This is a genomic window from Saccharopolyspora sp. ASAGF58 (assembly GCF_012277335.1).
Lineage (GTDB): Bacteria > Actinomycetota > Actinomycetes > Mycobacteriales > Pseudonocardiaceae > Saccharopolyspora > Saccharopolyspora hattusasensis.
Genome location: NZ_CP040605.1, coordinates 2858238 through 2876997, shown reverse-complemented (window position 1 = coordinate 2876997; position 18760 = coordinate 2858238). Strand labels below are relative to the sequence as shown.

General features: G+C 70.0%; 17 protein-coding genes. 11 read left to right on the top strand and 6 right to left on the bottom strand.

What is annotated here, in order from left to right:
• Positions 1 to 192 precede the first annotated feature (192 nt).
• The 6 genes from FDZ84_RS13590 to FDZ84_RS13565 all read left to right on the top strand — a co-directional run bounded on the left by FDZ84_RS13590 (position 193) and on the right by FDZ84_RS13565 (position 7509).
• Positions 193 to 1032 carry an HAD-IB family hydrolase gene (locus tag FDZ84_RS13590; protein ID WP_168590038.1) on the top strand — a complete coding sequence of 280 codons (840 nt, stop codon included), beginning with the start codon at positions 193 to 195 and terminating at the stop codon, positions 1030 to 1032.
• 605 nt (positions 1033 to 1637) lie between these two features.
• A complete protein-coding gene (locus tag FDZ84_RS13585; protein WP_168586192.1) occupies positions 1638 to 3413 on the top strand; it encodes a glycoside hydrolase family 3 protein in 1776 nt (591 codons plus the stop codon).
• A gap of 72 nt (positions 3414 to 3485) precedes the next feature.
• Positions 3486 to 4736 carry an exo-beta-N-acetylmuramidase NamZ domain-containing protein gene (locus FDZ84_RS13580; protein WP_210435550.1) on the top strand — a complete coding sequence of 417 codons (1251 nt, stop codon included), beginning with the start codon at positions 3486 to 3488 and terminating at the stop codon, positions 4734 to 4736.
• Between the two features lie 10 nt (positions 4737 to 4746).
• Entirely contained in the window at positions 4747 to 6483 is a 1737-nt protein-coding gene (locus tag FDZ84_RS13575) for a serine hydrolase domain-containing protein (RefSeq protein ID WP_168586191.1), read from the top strand.
• A 131-nt stretch (positions 6484 to 6614) separates the two neighbouring features.
• Positions 6615 to 7016: a MarR family winged helix-turn-helix transcriptional regulator gene (locus FDZ84_RS13570; protein ID WP_168586190.1), complete on the top strand. Its 402-nt coding sequence runs from the start codon at positions 6615 to 6617 to the stop codon at positions 7014 to 7016.
• Positions 7017 to 7116: 100 nt separating this feature from the next.
• Positions 7117 to 7509: a PPOX class F420-dependent oxidoreductase gene (locus FDZ84_RS13565; RefSeq protein ID WP_168586189.1), complete on the top strand. Its 393-nt coding sequence runs from the start codon at positions 7117 to 7119 to the stop codon at positions 7507 to 7509.
• Between the two features lie 72 nt (positions 7510 to 7581).
• Here FDZ84_RS13565 and FDZ84_RS39990 read toward each other — a convergent pair whose 3' ends face one another.
• Positions 7582 to 7707 (bottom strand): hypothetical protein, encoded by a 126-nt coding sequence (locus FDZ84_RS39990; protein ID WP_256413686.1) that lies wholly within the window; start codon positions 7705 to 7707, stop codon positions 7582 to 7584.
• Between the two features lie 375 nt (positions 7708 to 8082).
• Between FDZ84_RS39990 and FDZ84_RS13560 the strand changes: the two genes are divergently transcribed.
• Entirely contained in the window at positions 8083 to 9003 is a 921-nt protein-coding gene (locus FDZ84_RS13560; RefSeq protein ID WP_168586188.1) for a MurR/RpiR family transcriptional regulator, read from the top strand.
• A gap of 56 nt (positions 9004 to 9059) precedes the next feature.
• Positions 9060 to 9971, top strand: coding sequence for an N-acetylmuramic acid 6-phosphate etherase (gene murQ, locus FDZ84_RS13555; protein ID WP_168590036.1), 912 nt, complete (start codon positions 9060 to 9062; stop codon positions 9969 to 9971).
• 139 nt (positions 9972 to 10110) lie between these two features.
• On the opposite strand, the gene FDZ84_RS13550 is transcribed toward murQ, so the two are convergent.
• Positions 10111 to 10857 (bottom strand): oxidoreductase, encoded by a 747-nt coding sequence (locus FDZ84_RS13550; protein ID WP_168586187.1) that lies wholly within the window; start codon positions 10855 to 10857, stop codon positions 10111 to 10113.
• A gap of 214 nt (positions 10858 to 11071) precedes the next feature.
• On the opposite strand from FDZ84_RS13550, the gene acs reads away from it, so the two are divergent.
• From acs to FDZ84_RS13535, 3 genes are all read left to right on the top strand, one after another.
• Entirely contained in the window at positions 11072 to 13054 is a 1983-nt protein-coding gene (gene acs, locus FDZ84_RS13545) for an acetate--CoA ligase (RefSeq protein WP_168586186.1), read from the top strand.
• Between the two features lie 244 nt (positions 13055 to 13298).
• Positions 13299 to 14534 (top strand): Na+/H+ antiporter NhaA, encoded by a 1236-nt coding sequence (gene nhaA / locus FDZ84_RS13540; protein ID WP_168586185.1) that lies wholly within the window; start codon positions 13299 to 13301, stop codon positions 14532 to 14534.
• 161 nt (positions 14535 to 14695) lie between these two features.
• Entirely contained in the window at positions 14696 to 15193 is a 498-nt protein-coding gene (locus FDZ84_RS13535) for a phage holin family protein (RefSeq protein ID WP_168586184.1), read from the top strand.
• 55 nt (positions 15194 to 15248) lie between these two features.
• Here FDZ84_RS13535 and FDZ84_RS13530 read toward each other — a convergent pair whose 3' ends face one another.
• From FDZ84_RS13530 to nth, 4 genes are all read right to left on the bottom strand, one after another.
• The gene (locus tag FDZ84_RS13530; protein WP_168586183.1) at positions 15249 to 16433 is read right to left on the bottom strand and encodes a MarP family serine protease; all 1185 of its coding nucleotides are present in this window, start codon (positions 16431 to 16433) and stop codon (positions 15249 to 15251) included.
• A gap of 146 nt (positions 16434 to 16579) precedes the next feature.
• The gene (locus FDZ84_RS13525; protein WP_168586182.1) at positions 16580 to 17290 is read right to left on the bottom strand and encodes a CoA pyrophosphatase; all 711 of its coding nucleotides are present in this window, start codon (positions 17288 to 17290) and stop codon (positions 16580 to 16582) included.
• Positions 17287 to 17925: a TlpA disulfide reductase family protein gene (locus tag FDZ84_RS13520; RefSeq protein ID WP_210435549.1), complete on the bottom strand. Its 639-nt coding sequence runs from the start codon at positions 17923 to 17925 to the stop codon at positions 17287 to 17289. Before FDZ84_RS13520 ends, FDZ84_RS13525 begins: the two co-directional genes overlap by 4 nt.
• Entirely contained in the window at positions 17922 to 18659 is a 738-nt protein-coding gene (gene nth / locus FDZ84_RS13515; RefSeq protein ID WP_371812893.1) for an endonuclease III, read from the bottom strand. Before nth ends, FDZ84_RS13520 begins: the two co-directional genes overlap by 4 nt.
• Between the last annotated feature and the right edge of the window lie 101 nt (positions 18660 to 18760).

The window sequence follows — 18760 nt, the reverse complement described above, 5'->3', positions numbered from 1 at the left end:
CAACCGGCGCGCGCCCGCGGGATGCCCGCCGATGAGTCCGGAAATCCCGGCACCGGGACCGCGCAACAACTCCCGCAAGGGGACGAACTGCCAAACCACTCGCGCAAAGCGCGACAACGGAGATCGAAGGCGAAAGCAGGAATGGGAAAAGCTCCGGCAATGCGCGCCCGCAGCCCGCTCCGCCCGGCTCGTATGCTGTGCGGCGTGACAGAGCCCGCGAACCCATCGGCCCCCACCGGACGGCGGGTGGCCGCGTTCTTCGACCTGGACAAGACCGTCATCGCCAAGTCGAGCACGCTCGCCTTCAGCCGACCCTTCTTCCAAGAAGGGCTGATCAACCGGCGGGCCGTGCTGAAGAGCGCCTACGCCCAGTTCGTGTTCATGCTGGCCGGCGCCGACGCCGACCAGATGGACCGGATGCGCGCGCACATCACCTCGCTGTGCACCGGCTGGGACGTCGAGCAGGTCAACGCGATCGTCGACGAAACCCTGCACGACATCGTCGACCCGCTGGTCTACAAGGAAGCCACCCAGCTCATCGCCGAACACCAGGAGCAGGGCCACGACATCGTCGTGCTGTCGGCCTCGGGTGAGGAGGTCGTCGCCCCCATCGCCAAGCTGCTCGGCGCCACGCACTCGTCCGGCACTCGGATGGTCGTGGTCGACGGCCGCTACACCGGCGAGGTCGAGTTCTACTGCTCCGCGGAGAACAAGGCGATCACCGCCAGGGAACTCGCCGAGAAGTACGGCTACGACCTGTCCGAATCCCACGCCTACTCGGACTCGATCAGCGACTTGCCGCTGCTGGAGAGCGTCGGGCATCCCACCGTCGTCAACCCCGACCGCGGGCTGCGCAAGGAGGCCGTCCAGCGCGGCTGGCCGTCATTGTCCTTCGAGCACCCTGTGTCGCTGCGCGCCCGGATCCCCACGCCGTCCCGCGCCGCGGTGACCGCAGCCGGTGTCGGCATGGGCGCGGTGGCGGCGGCCGGAGCCGCGTGGTGGGGCTTGCGGGCCTGGCGCCGCCGCCGCTGACGGCGCACCCGGCCGCACGTTTTCGGCTCCACATCGCGGAACCCCCGGTGATCACCACCGGCGGAACCAATACCTACGGCGCACCCGCGAACCCTTGCAGTGACGCACGCCACCGACTACAAAGGGAAGTGCGGACCCTGGTTGGCCAGGGATGTTACGGAGGAGAAGTAGCATCCACCCCGATCAGACTCCGCGCGCGAGCCCGGAGCACCCACGCGTTGCCGCACACAAGGCTGGTCGTTCCACGGGGTTGCGTACCGGGACGCCGGACGCCTAGCCCGGAAGTTACGACACAAGTGCACGCTTGGTAACCCGAGTACTCGCGCATAGGCGGCGGCCCGTCGATCTAATCGACGGGCCGCCGCCGTATGCCGGGGGTCGTTCCCCCGCACGGCTTTCCACCATGTGCGCCGGTGTTCTCCCACCCGATCTGCCCGATACCGCAGGCGGGATTGCCCCGGCCAAAACCTCTTTGCGGGACTGACCGTGCCCACGCCGGTGCACAGCGTTGACCGGCGCGAGTTACGTGGGTAACTTCCGAAATCGACCGATTCGTGGTGAACACTTTCCGTCCGGCGAAATCCTCCGCCCGCAGGGAGGCCAACGTGAAGACCCGAGCGCGCCGCGCCGTTGTCGCGCTGAGCGCCATCGCCATCGGCGCCGCAGCACTTTCCGCGACCGGCGGCGCTGTCGCTCCGGCGCAACGGCTGTCACCTGACGAGCTGCTCAAGCAAATGACGCTGGAGGAGAAGGCCGGGCAGCTGTTCATCACCTACGCCTACGGCCGCACCGCGGACACCCCGCACCCGAAGAACCAGGAGGAGTTCGGCGTCGACACCCCGGCGCAGGTGGTGCAGAAGTACCACCTCGGCGGCATCATCCACTTCGCCTGGACCGACAGCCTCTACGACCCCAAGCAGATCGCCGAGCTGTCCAACGGCCTGCAGAACGCCGCGGTCACCTCGGGCGCGAAGGTGCCGCTGCTGATCTCCACCGACCAGGAGCAGGGGCAGATCACCCGCATCCCGGAGCCCGCCACTCAGTTCCCGGGCAGCATGGCGCTCGGCGCCGGCCGCAACCCCGACGACGCCGGCCGCTCGGCCGCCATCACCGGACAGGAACTGCGGGCGATGGGGCTGAACCAGAACTTCGCGCCGAGCGGCGACGTCAACGTCAACCCGGCGAACCCGGTGATCGGGGTGCGGTCGTTCTCCTCCGACCCGGCGCTCGCCGCTCAGTTCACCGCCGCACAGGTCCGCGGATACCAGGACTCGGCCAAGCCGGGCGAAACGGTGTCGGCCGCGGTCAAGCACTTCCCCGGGCACGGCGACACCAACGAGGACAGCCACACCTCGCTGCCGGTGATCGAGCACGACCGGCAGCAGTGGGAGCAGCTGGACGCGCCACCGTTCAGGGAAGCGATCGGCGCCGGGACCGACATGGTGATGAGCGCGCACATCGTGGTGCCCAAGCTCGACGACTCCGGTGAGCCGTCGACGCTCGCGCCGAACGTGCTCACCCGGATGCTGCGCAACGAGCTCGGCTACCAGGGCGTGATCGTCACCGACTCGCTGAAGATGGACGGCGTGCGGGAGAAGCACCCCGACGCCGAGATCCCGGTGCTGGCGCTCAAGGCCGGCGCCGACGTGATGCTGATGCCGTTCAACGTGCAGATCGCCATCGACGGCGTGGTCAACGCAGTTCGCACCGGTCAGCTCACCGAGCAGCGCATCGATGAGAGCGTGAAGCGCATCCTGGCGCTGAAGTCCGCCCGCGGCGTGCTGGACAACCCGTTCGTCGATGTGTCCAAAGTGTACGAGATCGTCGGGACGCGGAAGCATGTCTTCGAGGCGCAGGCCATCACCGACCGCACCACGACCGTGCTGCGCAACGAAGGGATGCTGCCGCTGAAAGCGCCGGCGACGATATTCGTGACCGGCGCCGGGGACAAGGCGACCGCCGCGCTGGCGGAGCGGATCAAGGCGCGCGGCCCGCGGCCAACGGCGTTGGCGACGGGCTTGAAGCCGACCCCGGAGCAGATCAACCAGGCCGTCGAAGAGGCAAAGCGCAACGACATCGCGGTGGTGCTGACCAACGCCGCTTGGAACCCGGACAACAAGGCCCAGCTCGACCTGGTCCGCGCCCTGCAGCAGACCGGGAAGCCGGTCGTCGCGGTCGCCGTGCGCGACCCGTACGACGCGGCGCACGTAGAGCTGCCCGCCTGGATCGCCACCTACTCGGACAAGGCGGTGGCGATGGAATCGCTGGCGCGGGTGCTCTTCGGCGAGATCGCCCCGGTCGGCAAGCTGCCGGTCCCGGTGCCCGACCCGAACCAGCCCGGCGTCGACAAGTACCCGTTCGGCCACGGACTGAGCTGGTAAATGGGCGATTTCGCGCGAAATCGCCAGCCCGAGAACCCGGGGCGGAGCATGGTGGACACGGAAAGGACACGCATGGGTGGTGTGAATCGACGGGGCTTCCTGACCGCGGCGGCGCTCTCCGTGCCCGCGGTCGGCCTCGCGGCGAGCTCCGCGTGCGCCGCCCCGCCGACCACCGAACTCGGCTCCGCGGTCGAGACCGGCGCGGACGTCCTAGCCGCGCGGGACTGGCAGGACGTCACCGGCCGCCGGATCGGGGTGGTGACGAACCCGACCGGCGTGCTGGCGTCGTTGGAGCACGTCGTGGACGCCATGCACGCCAGCGGCGAGGTGGACGTCGCCGCGGTCTTCGGGCCGGAGCACGGGTTCCGCGGCACGTCCCAGGCCGGCGGCTCGGAGGGCGACTACCGCGACCCGCGCACCGGGCTGCCGGTGTACGACGCGTACGGGGCCGACGCCGCGAAGCTTGCCGAGATGTTCCGCAAGGCGGGCGTCGAGCAGGTCGTGTTCGACATCGCCGATGTGGGCGCCCGCTTTTACACCTACATCTGGACGATGTACACCGCGATGCAGGCGGCGCACCGGGTCGGCGCGGCGTTCCTGGTGCTGGACCGGCCGAATCCGATCGGCGCCCGGGTGGCCGGGCCGCGGCTGGACCCGCGGTTCGCCTCCGGCGTCGGGCTGCTGCCGATCGTGCAGCAGCACGGCATGACCGTCGGCGAACTGGCGCAGCTGTTCGACCGCGAGTACCTGCCGGGCCAGCTGGACCGGCTGGACGTGATCCGCGTCGAGGGCTGGCGCGGGCGCGGTGCGGACGCCGGGCTGCCGTGGGTGCCGCCCAGCCCGAACATGCCGACCCCGGACACTGCGGCGGTGTACCCCGGGACCGGGCTGTTCGAGGGGACTCTGCTGTCCGAGGGCCGGGGCACCACGAGGCCGTTCGAGATCATCGGCGCGCCCGGCATCGACTGGCGGTGGGCGGAGGAGCTCAACGCCGCCGGGCTACCGGGACTCCGGTTCCGCGAAACCTACTTCGTGCCGACCTTCTCCAAGCACGCCAACGAGACCTGCGGCGGCGTGCAGGTGTACCGCAACGGCGAGATCGACGCGATCGGCGCCTCGGTCGCGATGATCGTCACCGCTCGCCGGCTGTACCCGCAGGTCTTCGGCTGGCAGCCGGACAACATGATCGACAAGTTGTCCGGTTCGGACCGGCTGCGCACGATGGTCGATGCGGGGGCCGACGCGCACGAGATCGTCGGCGCCTGGCAGAGCGACGTGGCTGACTTCCAACGACAACGCGAGCCGTACCTGCTTTACCGCTGAGGGAGACGCGATGGGCAAGACCATTCTGGCGGCGGTGGCGCTGCTATCGGTCACCGCGCTGGCCGGGTCTGCCACGGCAGCGCCCGGCCGTACGGACGGCCACTTCGACCGCCCGCAGGAGGGATTCGCCCGCGCCGGCACCGTGTTGCAGGACGGCACCCCCGAAGGAGTGGGGCTCGATCCCGGACCCATCGATGCGGCACTGCGGCAGATCGCGGCCTGGACGAACAAGACGCCCGACCTCGAAAACCCGATGTACGCGGGCGCGGTCAGCCTGCTGGCGCACGACGGCGTCGTGGTGCGCCGCGAAGCGGCGGGCGACGAGCTGCGCTACTCCGACGGCAAGGGCACCGAACTGCCCGCCGACCAGCGCGAACCGATGCGGCCCGACACGATCTTCGACATCGCCTCGATCACCAAGCTGTTCACCTCGATCGCGGTGCTGCAGCTGATCGACGACGGCGAGGTGAACCTGGACTCGCCGGTCGCCGAGTACCTGCCGGAGTTCGGCGTCAACGGCAAGCAGTCGATCACCGTCCGGCAGCTGCTCACCCACACCTCCGGGCTGCAGGCTGAGGTAAAGCTCTGGAAACTGCCCGCGGACCAGCGGATTCCGTCGATCATGCAGCTGACGCCGGAGTTCCCGCCCGGCACCCACTACACCTACTCCGACCCGAACATGATCACCCTCGGCTTGCTGGTCGCGCGCGTCGCGGGTGCCCCACTGGACCAGGTGGTGACGGACCGGATCACCGGGCCGCTGGGCATGACCAACACCGGCTACAACCCCCCAGCCTCGGAGCTGCACCGCATCGCGGCGACGGAGTACCAGGCCGAGCCGCCGCGCGGCCTGGTGCGCGGCCAGGTCCACGACGAGAACGCGTGGTCGCTGGGCGGGGTCTCCGGCCACGCCGGGGTGTTCTCCACCGCCGACGACCTCGCGACGCTGGCGCAGGCGCTGCTAAACGGCGGCACCTACCGCGGCAACCGCATCCTGTCCGAGGACAGCGTCGAGAAGATGCTGACCAATTTCAACAGCGCTTTCCCCGGCAACGCCCACGGTTTGGGCTTCGAGCTCGACCAGCGCTGGTACATGGCCGGGCTCAGCGGGCCGCGCACCGCGGGCCACACCGGCTTCACCGGCACGTCGCTGGTGATCGACCCGGCGTCCCGGTCGGTGGCGGTGCTGCTCACCAACCGGGTGCACCCGTCGCGGGACTGGGGGTCGAACAACCCCGCCCGGCAGGCGCTGGCGCAGGGCATGGCGCGGTCGCTCGCCGTGGATCCGGCGCTGGGTTCGGAATCGTGGTTCTCCGAGCGCGGTGGGACGTTGACGACGGACGCGCTGGGACCGGTCAGCGGCCCGACGCAGGTGTCGTTCTTCGCGTTCGTGGACACCCAGCAGGACAGCGACGGGACGGACCCGCTGCTCGTGGAGGCCAGTGTGGACGGTGCTGGGTGGCAGCCGGTGACCGTCCGCGCGTCCGGCCCTGGTGCTCCCGACGGGCCGCAGAGCTCGTTGGCCGGGGCGGGACACCGGAGCTGGTGGAAGGTGCGCGGCACGGTCGACGCGGACGCCGGCCAGCAGGTGCGCCTGCGGTGGCGCTACGCCCCCGACGGCAAGTACTCCGGCCGGGGCGTGAACGTGGACGGCATCCTCGTGGCCGACCGCGACGCGACCTTGTTGGACGGCGAGCTCGAAGCGAACCGCCTCCACCCCGACGGCTGGCTTTCCACCGACCGCTGACGCGGAAGCCCGCAATTTCACTGGCCACCGAGTTCCAGCGCTGTGCATCGTTCATGACCATTTAAATTACAACTTGAACTATTAAAATTGCAACATTTCTAACTTGCTAGACTCGCCGCATGGACGAGCCGATGGCCGCGCGCGAACTCTGCAGCCTGATCAGCGAGCTCGCGCACAACATCGACGAACACGTGCGCGGCTGCGTCGCCGACACCGACCTCACCGCGCCCCAGGCGATCGCGCTGCGCGAGCTGAGCGAACCGCTGACCATGCGCGAACTCGCCGACCGGATGCACTGCGCGACATCGAACGTGACCTTCGTGGTGGACCGGCTGGAGAAGAACGGCCTGGTCACCCGGCAGCCGCACCCGCGCGACCGCCGCGCCAAACAACTCGCCCTGACCGCCGAAGGCGAGCGGCAGCGCGCGCAGATCATCGAGCGCTTCTCGGTGAACACCCCGCTGGCCGGACTCACCCAAGCGGAACAGCAAGCCCTGCACGGCCTGCTCCAGCGAGCCCTCGACGACCGCTGATCCCGACCGGCCGCTCCGTTCGGGAACCGTTCGAGTCGCGTGGCGGGTCGCGGGCAGGCAGTGTCGAACCGCTAGCCGCAACCGTTGGAGGGGAGTCGAAGTGTCGGCGATTCCGCAGGACCGCGAGGACATTCTGAACAAGCGTGCCTTCGGCCACGTGGCCACCATCGGGCCGCACGGCGAACCCCAGTCGAGCCCGGTGTGGATCGACTGGGACGGCCAGTACCTGAAGTTCAGCCAGACCAAGACGCGGCAGAAGTACCGGAACCTCAAGCGGGAGCCGCGCATCTCCGTCTCCGTGCACGACCCGGACGAGCCCTACCGGTACGTGGAGGTGCGCGGCAAGGTGACCAAGATCGAGGACGACCCGGGCAACGCGTTCATCAACAAGATGGCGAAGAAATACCTCGGCGAGAACGAGTACCCGTGGCCCCAGCCCGGCGAGGAGCGCGTGGTGGTCTACGTCGAACCGGAGCACTCGACGAGGCAGTGACCGCCGCGATCCGGCGATGCGCGAAGGGCACCTCCTGCCAAGCCACTCGGCGGGAGGTGTCCTTTACCTCGTTCACGTCGCGGGGAGGACCTGGGTGCCGGTGCGGTCGGTGGCGCCGCAGGTAGTAGCGGCTCGCCCGACGACCGCCATCAGCGGCGTCGTCCACACCTGGAGCTTGCTCAGCGCCGTCCATGCCATAGATGACCAGAGGCACCACGATCGGCGTCGTGATCAGGTAGGCGATGCCGACCAGCGCGGTCGTCGCCACCACTCCGGGCTTCTACCGGTGATAGCTGGGCGGGGCGAACCGGAGGGTGTAGTCCTCCAGCGTCTCCCGCACCGCCTGCCCTTCTGCGGACCGCTTGGGCAGAAATGTTTCGATCAAGGACGGCAGGTGTTTCGGTGTGTATGACACCGGGCGTGAATCGCATCGTCACCGCGCGGACCTGCAATTACCCCTTTCGGAGTAGTTGGGCTCGGAGGCAACCTGGGTATGAGTTTGCCGCGTCCTCCGAGCGGAAACCCAGAAGACGCCCATTGACCTGCGCAAGCAGCGGTTAGTAAGTTTCCCACATGGCCACTGACGACACGTTCCGCGAATCGGGCGAGTCAAGCCCGCTCGTCAAGATTCGCTCCCTGCTGCCCGGCCTCGCCCGAGCCGAACAGCGCGTGGCCAACATCGTGCTCGCCGACCCGGCTTCGATCGCCCGGCGCAGCATCACCGAGGTCGCCGAGGCCGCGGGCACCAGCGAAACCACTGTCACCCGGTTCTGCAAGGCGATCGGCGTCGGCGGCTACCCGGATCTGCGCATCGCGCTCGCCGCCGACACGGCGCGCACCTCCACCCGGGACCGCGAGCTGGGCAGCGACATCGCCCCGGACGACGACCTCGGGCAGATCATCGAGAAGGTCGGTTACGCCGACGCCAAGGCGGTCGAGGAGACCGCGGATCAGCTGGACGCCGCGATCCTGGGGCGGCTCGTCGACGACGTCGCCACGGCCCGCCGCATCGACGTCTATGGCGTCGGCGCCAGCGCCTTCGTCGCGCTCGACCTGCAGCAGAAGCTGCACCGCATCGGCCTGACCTGCTTCGCCTGGGCCGACACGCACAACGCGCTGACCTCGGCGGCAGTGCTGCGGGAAGGCGATGTCGCCGTCGGCATCTCGCACACCGGCGCCACCACCGAGACGGTCGAGGCGCTCCGCGAGGCGCGGCGGCGCGGAGCCACCACCGCCGCCCTGACCAACTTCGCCCGCTCGCCCATCACCGAGGTCGCCGACCACGTGCTGACCACCGCGGTGCGCGAGACCACCTACCGCTCCGGCGCCATGGCCAGCCGCATCGGGCAGCTGACCGTGATCGACTGCCTGTTCATCGGCGTCGCGCAACGCCACCTGGACCAGGCGAAGGCAGCGCTGGAAGCCACCTACGAAGCGGTGGCCGGCCACCGCCTCGGCAGCCGGCCGGACCGCCGGCGGCAGAAGGAGACGTGATGCGCGCCCCCCACCCGCACCCCGACCGGGTGTCCGCAATGGCCGCAGGAGGCGCGATGAGCCGGGATCGCGCGGTCCGCGTCGACGCTCCCACCGAACGAAACAACCCCAGAACCAGGGACATCGACCTGCTGCCGACCCTGGACGTCCTGTACGTCCTCAACGGCGAGGACCGGACGGTGCCGGTTGCGGTCGGCCGGGTGCTGCCCGAGCTGGCCCGCGCGGTGGACATGGCCGTCGCGGCGCTGCGCGCGGGCGGCCGGGTGCACTACGTCGGCGCGGGTACCTCCGGGCGGCTCGCGGTGCTGGACGCCGCCGAACTGATCCCGACCTTCAATGTGCCGCCGAACTGGGTCATCGCGCACCAGGCCGGCGGCCCCGACGCCTTCCGGCACGCCGTGGAGAACGCCGAGGACGATGTCGAATCCGGTGCCGCGGCAATCCGCGAGGGCGCGAGCGGGCTCGACTTCGTCCTGGGGCTGGCGGCGTCCGGGCGGACGCCGTACGTGCTCGGCGCGTTGGAGGCCGCGCAGGAGCTCGGGGCGCGGACCGCGCTGGTGACGTCGAACCCGAACGTCGGGAAAGTGCCCGCCGACGTGGTGATCGCGGTGGACACCGGGCCGGAACCGATCAGCGGGTCGACGCGGATGAAGGCGGGCACCGCGCAGAAGCTGGTGCTCACCTCGTTCTCCACCGCGGTGATGATCCGGATGGGCCGGACCTACTCGAACCTGATGGTCAGCATGCTCGCCACCAACGCGAAGCTGCGCGGCCGCACGATCAGCATCCTGCAGGAAGCGACCGGGGCTTCCGAAGAGGTGTGCGCGGCAGCGCTCACGGCGGCGGACGGCGACCTCAAGACCGCGCTGGTGCACCTGCTCACCGGCGTCGACATCGAGCGAGCGACGGCGGCGCTGGCGGTCTCCGACGGCCACGTCCGCGACGCGCTCCGAGCCGTCGAGGGCTGACCGGGAGCCCTGTTTCCCGCCGCGTCGGCGACCAGGGGCTAGAAGGCTTCGGCGTCGAGGTCCGTGAGTGTTTTCCGGGGCTATCGCACCCGAAAACACTCACGGGCCACGACCGGGCAAAACCAGGTTCCCGGCCCGCTCAGCCCTCCTGGACGGCGTCGGCGATCGACTTCGCCTCGCGCGCCCCGACCTCCAACGCCTGGCAGCAGTACACGATCCAGGCCGCGACCTCGTCGATCTCGCCGGTGGCGAAGCCGAGGGCCCGCTCGGCGTACTCCTCCTGCCGCCGGAAGTACGCGACCTCGGGAACCACCAGGCCCTTCGGGTCGAGCCCGCTGCCGATCACGCTCAGCCGCGCCGCGGCCCGCGCGATCACCCCGTCGGCGGTGCCGAACGGCTGCAGCGCGAGGAGCTCGCCGTGCACGACCGCCGCCAGCACCGGGCCCGGCCCCTGGGCTTCGCGGTCGGTGATGATCTCGGCGAGCAGGTCGAGCCGCTCGGCGATCAACGGGTCTGCCTGCGGACGGCCGAGCCGGTCGGGGTCGTCGATCAGGTCGGCCGCCGCGAGCACGTGCATCCGGGCCAGCGCCTGCCGCGGCGCGCGCTGCCAGGTAGGCAGCAGCGTGCCCACCGCCTCGGCGATCCGCAGCGAACCGGCTAGTAGCGGGTCAGTGACCTCGCCGGATTCCGGGATCTCGGCCGCGCCGCCCGCGATGGCCGCCGACGCGCGGGCGGCCCGGACGGACGCCTCGGCCGCGGTGGCGGGCCAGCCGCGCCGATTGGCCGGGTGCCGGTGCACCTCGTCGATCGCCGCGCGGGCGGCGGTCACGGCGTCGGCGACGCCGTCCAGCTCCAGCAGCGGCACCAGCGATGGCTTCTCGGTCACGCCCGACGACGCTACCGGCACGTCAGCCCCCCGCCGCCGACCCGGGTTGCGACATGTGACACAGTGACGGCGCTGCCGGCCTCCGCAAAACGGCGATTTCGGACCGTATCGCGTGATTGGTCTGAACCATTCGGACGAACCCCCTGTTGTAGTGAGCCTGACCGCATTACGGTTCCACTGGCAATGGCATCCATATCCAGGGAGGTTCTCGGCAATGAACCAGCCCGACGGGCAGAGCAACACGCTCGACAACCTGCTCATCGAGAGCAGGACATTCCCGCCGTCCCAGGAATTCGCGGCGCAGGCAAACGCCACGTCGGCGCTGTACGAGGAAGCTTCGGCGGACCGGGAGGCGTTCTGGGCCGAACAGGCTGGGCGGCTGCACTGGGACAGCAAGTGGAACCAGGTCCTGGACTGGTCGAATGCCCCGTTCGCGAAGTGGTTCGTCGGCGGCAAGCTGAACGTGGCCTACAACTGCGTGGACCGGCACGTCGAGGCCGGCAGCGGTGACCGCGTCGCGATCCACTGGGAAGGCGAGCCTGGGGATTCGCGCACGATCACGTACGCGGAGCTGCAGCGGGAGGTCTCCCGCACCGCCAACGCCCTGGCCGCGCTGGGCGTCGGCGCCGGCGACCGGGTCGCGATCTACCTGCCGATGCTGCCCGAAGCGGTGTTCTCGATGCTCGCGTGCGCCCGGCTGGGCGCGATGCACAGCGTCGTCTTCGGCGGGTTCTCCTCGGAGGCGCTGCGCACCCGTATCAACGACGCCGAGGCGAAGGTGGTGATCACCTCCGACGGCCAGTACCGGCGCGGCAAGGCGATGCCGCTGAAGGCCAACGTGGACGAGGCCGTCGCGGAGACCCCGAGCGTCGAGCACGTGGTGGTGGTCAAGCGCACCGGCGGCGAGGTCGCCTGGGACGACGCCCGCGACAAGTGGTGGGATGACGTCCTGCAGGGCCAGCCGGAGACCCACGACCCGGAGTCCTTCGACGCCGAACAGCCGCTGTTCATCCTCTACACCTCGGGCACCACCGGCAGGCCCAAGGGCATCCTGCACACCTCCGGCGGCTACCTCACCCAGGCCGCCTACACGCACCAGACCGTCTTCGACCTCAAGCCGGAGTCGGACGTGTACTGGTGCACCGCGGACATCGGCTGGGTCACCGGCCACACCTACATCGTGTACGGGCCGCTGGCCAACGGGGCGACCCAGGTCATCTACGAGGGCACCCCCAACACGCCGCACGAGGGCCGACACTGGGAGGTCGTGCAGAAGTACGGGGTGACGATCTACTACACCGCCCCGACGACGATCCGCACGTTCATGAAGTGGGGCGCGGAGATCCCCGCGAAGTACGACCTGTCCTCCCTGCGCCTGCTGGGCTCGGTCGGCGAGCCGATCAACCCCGAGGCCTGGATCTGGTACCGCAAGAACATCGGCGGCGACCGCACGCCGGTCGTGGACACCTGGTGGCAGACCGAGACCGGGGCGATCATGATCTCACCGCTGCCCGGGGTCACCGTCGCCAAGCCCGGCTCGGCGCAGCGGCCGCTGCCGGGGATCTCGGCGAAGGTCGTCGACGAGACCGGGGCGGAGGTCGGCAACGGCGGTGGCGGGCTCCTGGTGCTCGACGAGCCGTGGCCGTCGATGCTGCGCGGCATCTGGGGCGACGACGACCGCTACCGGGAGACCTACTGGTCGAAGTTCGCCGACCGCGGCTTCTACTTCGCCGGCGACGGTGCCAAGTACGACGCCGACGGCGACATCTGGCTGCTGGGCCGGGTCGACGACGTCATGAACGTCTCCGGGCACCGCATCTCCACCACGGAGGTCGAGTCCGCACTCGTGTCGCACCCCAACGTCGCCGAGGCGGCCGTGGTCGGGGCCTCCGACCCCACCACCGGCCAGGGCATCGTGGCGTTCGTGATCCTGCGCGGCGGCATCGACGACACCGCCAGCGGCGAGGCCGCGCTCAAGGAGCTGCGCGAGCACGTCTCCCACGAGATCGGCCCGATCGCCAAGCCCCGCCAGATCATGGTCGTGCCCGAGCTGCCCAAGACCCGCTCCGGCAAGATCATGCGGCGGCTGCTGCGCGACGTCGCGGAGAACCGCGACGTCGGCGACGTCACGACGCTCGCCGACTCCTCGGTCATGGACCTCATCTCCAGGGGCCTGAAGAAGTCCAGCGACGACTGACCGCACTGGTGAAGCGCCGGGGACGTCCTCTTCGGAAGGCGTCCCCGGCGCTTCCCTCCATGTCAACGGGTCGTGAGCTTTCCGGCCGAACCGCCCGAGAAATACGTCTTTACCTGCACGAACACCGCTCCCCCTGTGCTTGCGAAGGCAATCAGCCGGATCGGGGATGTTAAAATATCGGGAAAGGTGTGCCGGGAAGACTGGTCGGCGTTGTAGCTCGTGCTACCCGCGATCGGAGCCGCCAGTGTCGAAAGCCGCCCACAACAAGTCCCGGCCCGCCAAGGCCGCGCGATCTGCGCGAACGTTCGACTTCGGCTCCTACTTGCGGACCGAAACCGTCGGCGGCATGGTCCTGCTGGCCGCCACCGCCGTCGCGCTGCTGCTGGCGAACTCCCCCGCAGCGGGGCTCTACCACGCGATCCGTGATTTCGAGATCGGGCCGGCGGCCCTGCACCTCGACCTTTCCATCGGCGACTGGGCAAAGGACGGGCTGCTCGCGATCTTCTTCTTCGTCGCGGGGCTGGAGCTCAAGCGCGAACTCGTGGTCGGCGAGCTGTCCAACATCAAGAGCGCGCTGCTGCCGGTGATCGCGGCGATCGGCGGCATGATCGTGCCCGCCGTGCTCGCCTTCTCGATCAGCCACGGAACGCCCGGCGCGCATGCCGCGTGGGCGATCCCGGTCGCCACCGACATCGCCTTCGCGCTGGGTGTGCTGTCGCTGACCGGCTCCTGGATGCCCACCGCGGCGCGAGTCTTCCTGCTCAGCCTCGCGGTGGTCGACGACCTGGGCGCGATCGTGGTGATCGCGGTGCTGTTCACCGACGGGCTCAGCGTGCTCGCGCTGCTCGCTGCGGTCGTGCTCTGCGTCGCGTACTGGTACCTGCAGCGCAAGCGGATCACCACGCCGTGGCTGTACGTGCCGCTGGCCGTGGCCACCTGGATCGCGGTGCACACCAGCGGCATCCACGCGACGATCGCCGGCGTGGCGCTCGGGCTGCTCACGCGTGTGAAGCGCGACCCGCACGAGCCGGCGTCGCCGGCGATGCGCCTGGAACACCGGCTGCAGCCCTGGTCGGCCGGGCTCATCGTGCCGGTCTTCGCGTTCTTCGCCGCCGGGGTTCCGGTGAACGGCGAGGCGCTGGCCGCGATCGGCGCGGACCGGGTGGCCATCGCGATCATCATCGGACTGCTGGTGGGCAAGCTGATCGGCATCTTCGGCAGCTCCTTCCTCGCGGTGAAGCTGGGCATCGGCGCGAAACCGGACTCGGTGCAGTGGCGCGACATGGCGGCGCTGGCGATGCTCGGCGGCGTCGGCTTCACGGTCAGCCTGCTGATCGCCGACCTGTCGCTGGCCGGTGCGGCGGCGGAACGCGCCAAGGCCGCGGTGCTGATCGCGTCCGCCATCGCGTCGCTGCTCGCCGCGGCGGTCCTGCTGCGGCGCGGCCGCAAGCTCAAGAACGCCGACGGCACCGACGCCTGAACCGCGCGGCCTGACCTCGGGAGAACGCAGTTTCAGCCGAAACTGCGCCGCAGGGCCCCGGCACGAGGTTCAATTGAACCTGCGGAACACCTGCCGATGCGGGTCACTCACGGGTAACGCACCGCGAGTCGCCCGGTCGCCCGTTGATCGCGCGTGGCACGATGGGGCACGTGAACAGCGCCCAGAAGAGCACCAACGGCAGCCGTGACGGTGCGGGGTGGACTGCGGTCACGTCCATCCCGCTGTCCGAAGAGGGCACTGCTCCCGACGGGCAGTCCATCGGCGCGTTGGTCCGCGATGCCACGACTCACCTGTCCACCTTGGTCAGGTCCGAGGTGGAGCTGGCCAAGACCGAGCTCGCCGGCGAGATGAAGAAGGCCGTCAAGGGCAGCGTCTACTTCGTACTCGCGCTGACCGTGCTCGGCTTCAGCCTGTTCTTCCTGTTCTTCACGCTGGCCGAGGGGCTGGCCCAGCTCGGCCTGTGGCGGTGGGCGGCCTTCGGCATCGTGTTCCTGGTGATGCTGCTGGTGGCGGGCCTGCTGGCGCTGCTCGGCTACATGCGGGTGCGCAAGATCCGGGCACCGAAGCGCACCATTGAAACGCTCAAGGACACCAAGCAGATCACCAAGCGCCACCACGCCGAACCCAAAAGCCCGTGAGTGCTTTTGGGTGCCACAGCCCCCAAAAGCACTCACGGGCTTTTTTGCCTTTGAATCAGTGGGTGCAGGGGCCGGTGGCGACCTCGGTGGACAGCCGGGGTGCGGCAGCCACCTCGTCAGCGACCTGTTCCGCGGTGAGGGCGAAGCCCGTCTCCGGGTCATCCACCGCAGCGCCGAAGACCACGCCCACGACCTTGCCGCTCGGGTCGATCAGCGGCCCGCCGGAGTTCCCGCTCTGCACCTTGCCGCGCACCGTGTAGACGTCCCGGACCACGGTGTTCGCGTCGTAGATGTCCGGCCCGCGCAGCCTGATCCGCTCCCGGATGCGGCCCGCCGACGCAGTGTAGGGCCCGTCCAGCGGATAGCCCAGCGCGATCACGTCGTTGCCCGGGCTGGCGGGACCGGGCGCGAAGGTCATCGCGTCCGCGTCCAGGTCCGGCACCGCCAGGATCGCGACGTCTTCGTCGGGTTTGTAGAGCACGACCTCCGCGTCGAACTCGCCGCGGCCGATCTCGATCGCCACCCGGTCCGTGCCCGCGACCACGTGCGCGTTCGTCATCACTCGGTGCGGCGAGATCACGAACCCGGTGCCCTCCAACGCCCGCGCGCATGACGTGGCGCGGCCCCGGACCTTCACCACGCTGGTCCGCGCGTTGCGCACCGCCGGGCTGTTGGCCAGCGCCGCGTCCGGCGGCGCGATCTCCGCGACCGGGGTCTGCGAGAACGGTTCCAGCGCCTGCGGGAATCCGGACACCCCGAGCATTTCACGCAGGTCGTCCGGCAGCGCCTTGGCCGATTCGGGCATCACCGAGTTGACCGCGGTCAGCACCTTCGACCGGCTTATGGCGGCCGCGAGGCCGGGCAGCGCGGACGCCGACGTGAACGGCAACGCGATCAGCCACGCCACCACGAGGACCGCGACGAACTGCAGGACCGCGCCCAGCGCGTTGTCCACACCGGTCAGCTTCGGGGAGGTGATCCGGTCCCGCAGTTCCCGGCCGGCCCACATACCGAAGGTCTCGCCGAAGGCCACCAGCAGCACGACGATCCCGACGCCGAAGGCGAGGCGGGCGACCGGGCTGTCCAAGCGGTCCAGCAGCAGCGGCGCCACCTTCAGGCCCACGACCGCGCCGACGAACACGCCCAGGAACGAGAACAGGGCGGTGACCAGGCCGCTGCGGGCCCCCGAAAGCGCGGCGAGCAGTGCCAGCAGCACCACCAGCAGGTCGACCCAGTTCACCCGCTCACCTCATCCTCGCCGCGACGATCGGTGCCCGCACCACGTTCTCAGAACCCGTCCTCGAAGCGGCACAGCCCCGGCGCGACGCGCGCGACTCGCACCGCCGCGGCGATCAGCCGAGTTCCGAGAACAGGCTCTCAAACCGCTCAAGAACGTCCGAAACCGATGTCCTCCGCCTCCTCGGCGGCCCGCCACGCCTCGTCGAGTTCCCGCACGTCGGCGCGGTTCCAGCGGCGCGACCAGCCGGCCAGGTCCAGCAACCCGGACAGCAGGCCGCCGGTGAAACCCCACACCAGCATCCCGGGCACCAAGAACGCCGGGCTCGGATGCCGCCCGGCCAGCTCCACCCGCAGCCGGTTCGCCGGATCGGTCAGCCAGGAGATCGGCACCCGGGCCACCGCCGCCGTCTCACCGGGGTCCACCGGCGCGACCGGGGATGGTTCGATCCAGTGCGCGAGCACGGGGGTCACCCGGAATCCGCTGTGCGCCACGTGCAGTTCCGGCAGCGTCGCCACCGGGCGGACGCCCTCCGGCCGCAACCCCACCTCCTCGACGGCTTCCCGCAGCGCGGCGTCGATCGGCCCCCGATCGACATCGTCGAGCGAGCCACCGGGGAAAGCAACCTGGCCGGGGTGCGAGCTCAGGCCGTCGGCGCGGCGCAGCAGCAGCACGTCCGGACCGTTCGGACCCTCGCCGAAGAGCACCAGCACCGCGGCCGGGCGGGCGTCTGCCGGCGGACTCTCGCGCGGCCAGCCGCAGTGCCCCGGGTCAAGCTCGGCGGCGCGCTTGACCAGGCTCTGCAACCAGCCGGGTAGCTCCACCGGGTCGACCAGCGGGCCCGTTCGTCGCTGGTTCACCGGTCACTCCCCAGGGTTCGCTCGACGGCGGCCCGGACGTCGTCCGGTGACTTGAACACGACCGGCGGATCGATGCGGCGAACCTCGCCGGAGGCGGTCACCACGTAGCTCATCGGCAACACGTTCGGCGCCTTCAGCGCGACCCGGACGCGGCTGTCTCCGTCATGCACGTTGGGGAAGTGAACGCCCAACTGGGTAAGAAGGTCAAGACCGTCCGCCGGATCGCTCTGGACCTGGACACCCAGAACCCGGACCGCGCCCGGCTGGTCCGCGTAGGCCTGCAGCGCGGGCAGCTCGGTGCGGCACGGCGCGCACCAGGTCGCCCAGAGGTTGATCAGGGTGGTGCCACCGGCGACGGCGGCACCCACGTCAGCGGGCTGTCCGTCGGCCAGGCAGCTGCCGGTCACCCCCGCCAGGTCACCTGGAGCGCCGCTAGCAGCTGGGCAGGGTTGCAGCGCCGCCGCGGCCCGCTGCGCCGGGTCGACGGCGCGGGCCGCTGGCGCCGGAGCCGGTGCAGCGGACTGCTGTTGCTGCTGGTCCGCGCCACGCGGCCAGAGCGCGATCACGCCCAGCACCGCGAGCACGACCACCACGATGGTCCAGCGGATCTCATTGCGGTAGGCGCGCAGGTTCACGCGACCGGCTCCTTGGCCGCAGCCTGCTCGATGGTGCGCTCCGGGACCTCGTCGACGACCCCGGCAAGCGCCAGCAGCCGCGGCGTCTCCGGGCCGCGCACCAACTTCGCCGCCTGCGCGGGCTCGATCGGACCCACCCCGTAGGACGGGCAGTCCTTGGCCAGCAGGCAGGCCCCGCAGGCGGGTTTGCGGGCGTGGCAGACGCGGCGTCCGTGGAAGATCACCCGGTGCGAGAGCATCGTCCACTCCTTGCGCGGGATGAGCTCGCCGATCGCGTGCTCGACCTTGACCGGGTCCTCCTCCTCGGTCCAGCCCCAGCGCCGGACCAGGCGTCCGAAGTGGGTGTCCACGGTGATGCCCGGGACGTCGAAAGCGTTGCCGAGGATGACGTTGGCCGTCTTGCGGCCGATGCCGGGCAGCTTGACCAGCTGCGCCAGCCTCCCCGGCACCTCGCCGTCGTACTTCTCCACCAGGGCCGCGCCCAAGCCCATCAGCGACGCCGCCTTGTTCCGGTAGAACCCGGTGGAGCGGATCATCTCCTCCAGTTCGGTGCGGTCCGCCGAGGCGTAGTCGGCGGCCGTCGGGTACTTCTTGAACAGGGCCGGGGTGACCTCGTTGACCCGCTTGTCGGTGCACTGGGCGGACAGGATCGTGGCGACCGCGAGCTCCAGCGGAGTCTCGAAGTCCAGCTCGCAGTGCGCATCCGGGTACGCCTCGGTCAGCGACCGCAGCATCCGGCGAGCCCGCCGGACCAGCCCCAGCCGGGTTTCATCACCCGAACGGGTCGCGGCACTCTTGCGCTTGTTCCGAGCCAGGTCTGACACCCCACCAGCCT

Coding starts and splice junctions, on each gene's coding strand:
- FDZ84_RS13590 (WP_168590038.1), top strand. CDS start 193: ATGCTGTGCGGCGTGACAGAGCCCGCGAACCCATCGGCCCCCACCGGA.
- FDZ84_RS13580 (WP_210435550.1), top strand. CDS start 3,486: ATGGGTGGTGTGAATCGACGGGGCTTCCTGACCGCGGCGGCGCTCTCC.
- FDZ84_RS13575 (WP_168586191.1), top strand. CDS start 4,747: ATGGGCAAGACCATTCTGGCGGCGGTGGCGCTGCTATCGGTCACCGCG.
- FDZ84_RS13570 (WP_168586190.1), top strand. CDS start 6,615: ATGGCCGCGCGCGAACTCTGCAGCCTGATCAGCGAGCTCGCGCACAAC.
- FDZ84_RS39990 (WP_256413686.1), bottom strand. CDS start 7,707: ATGGCATGGACGGCGCTGAGCAAGCTCCAGGTGTGGACGACGCCGCTG.
- FDZ84_RS13560 (WP_168586188.1), top strand. CDS start 8,083: ATGGCCACTGACGACACGTTCCGCGAATCGGGCGAGTCAAGCCCGCTC.
- murQ (WP_168590036.1), top strand. CDS start 9,060: ATGAGCCGGGATCGCGCGGTCCGCGTCGACGCTCCCACCGAACGAAAC.
- acs (WP_168586186.1), top strand. CDS start 11,072: ATGAACCAGCCCGACGGGCAGAGCAACACGCTCGACAACCTGCTCATC.
- FDZ84_RS13535 (WP_168586184.1), top strand. CDS start 14,696: ATGGGGCACGTGAACAGCGCCCAGAAGAGCACCAACGGCAGCCGTGAC.
- nth (WP_371812893.1), bottom strand. CDS start 18,659: ATGCTGCGGTCGCTGACCGAGGCGTACCCGGATGCGCACTGCGAGCTG.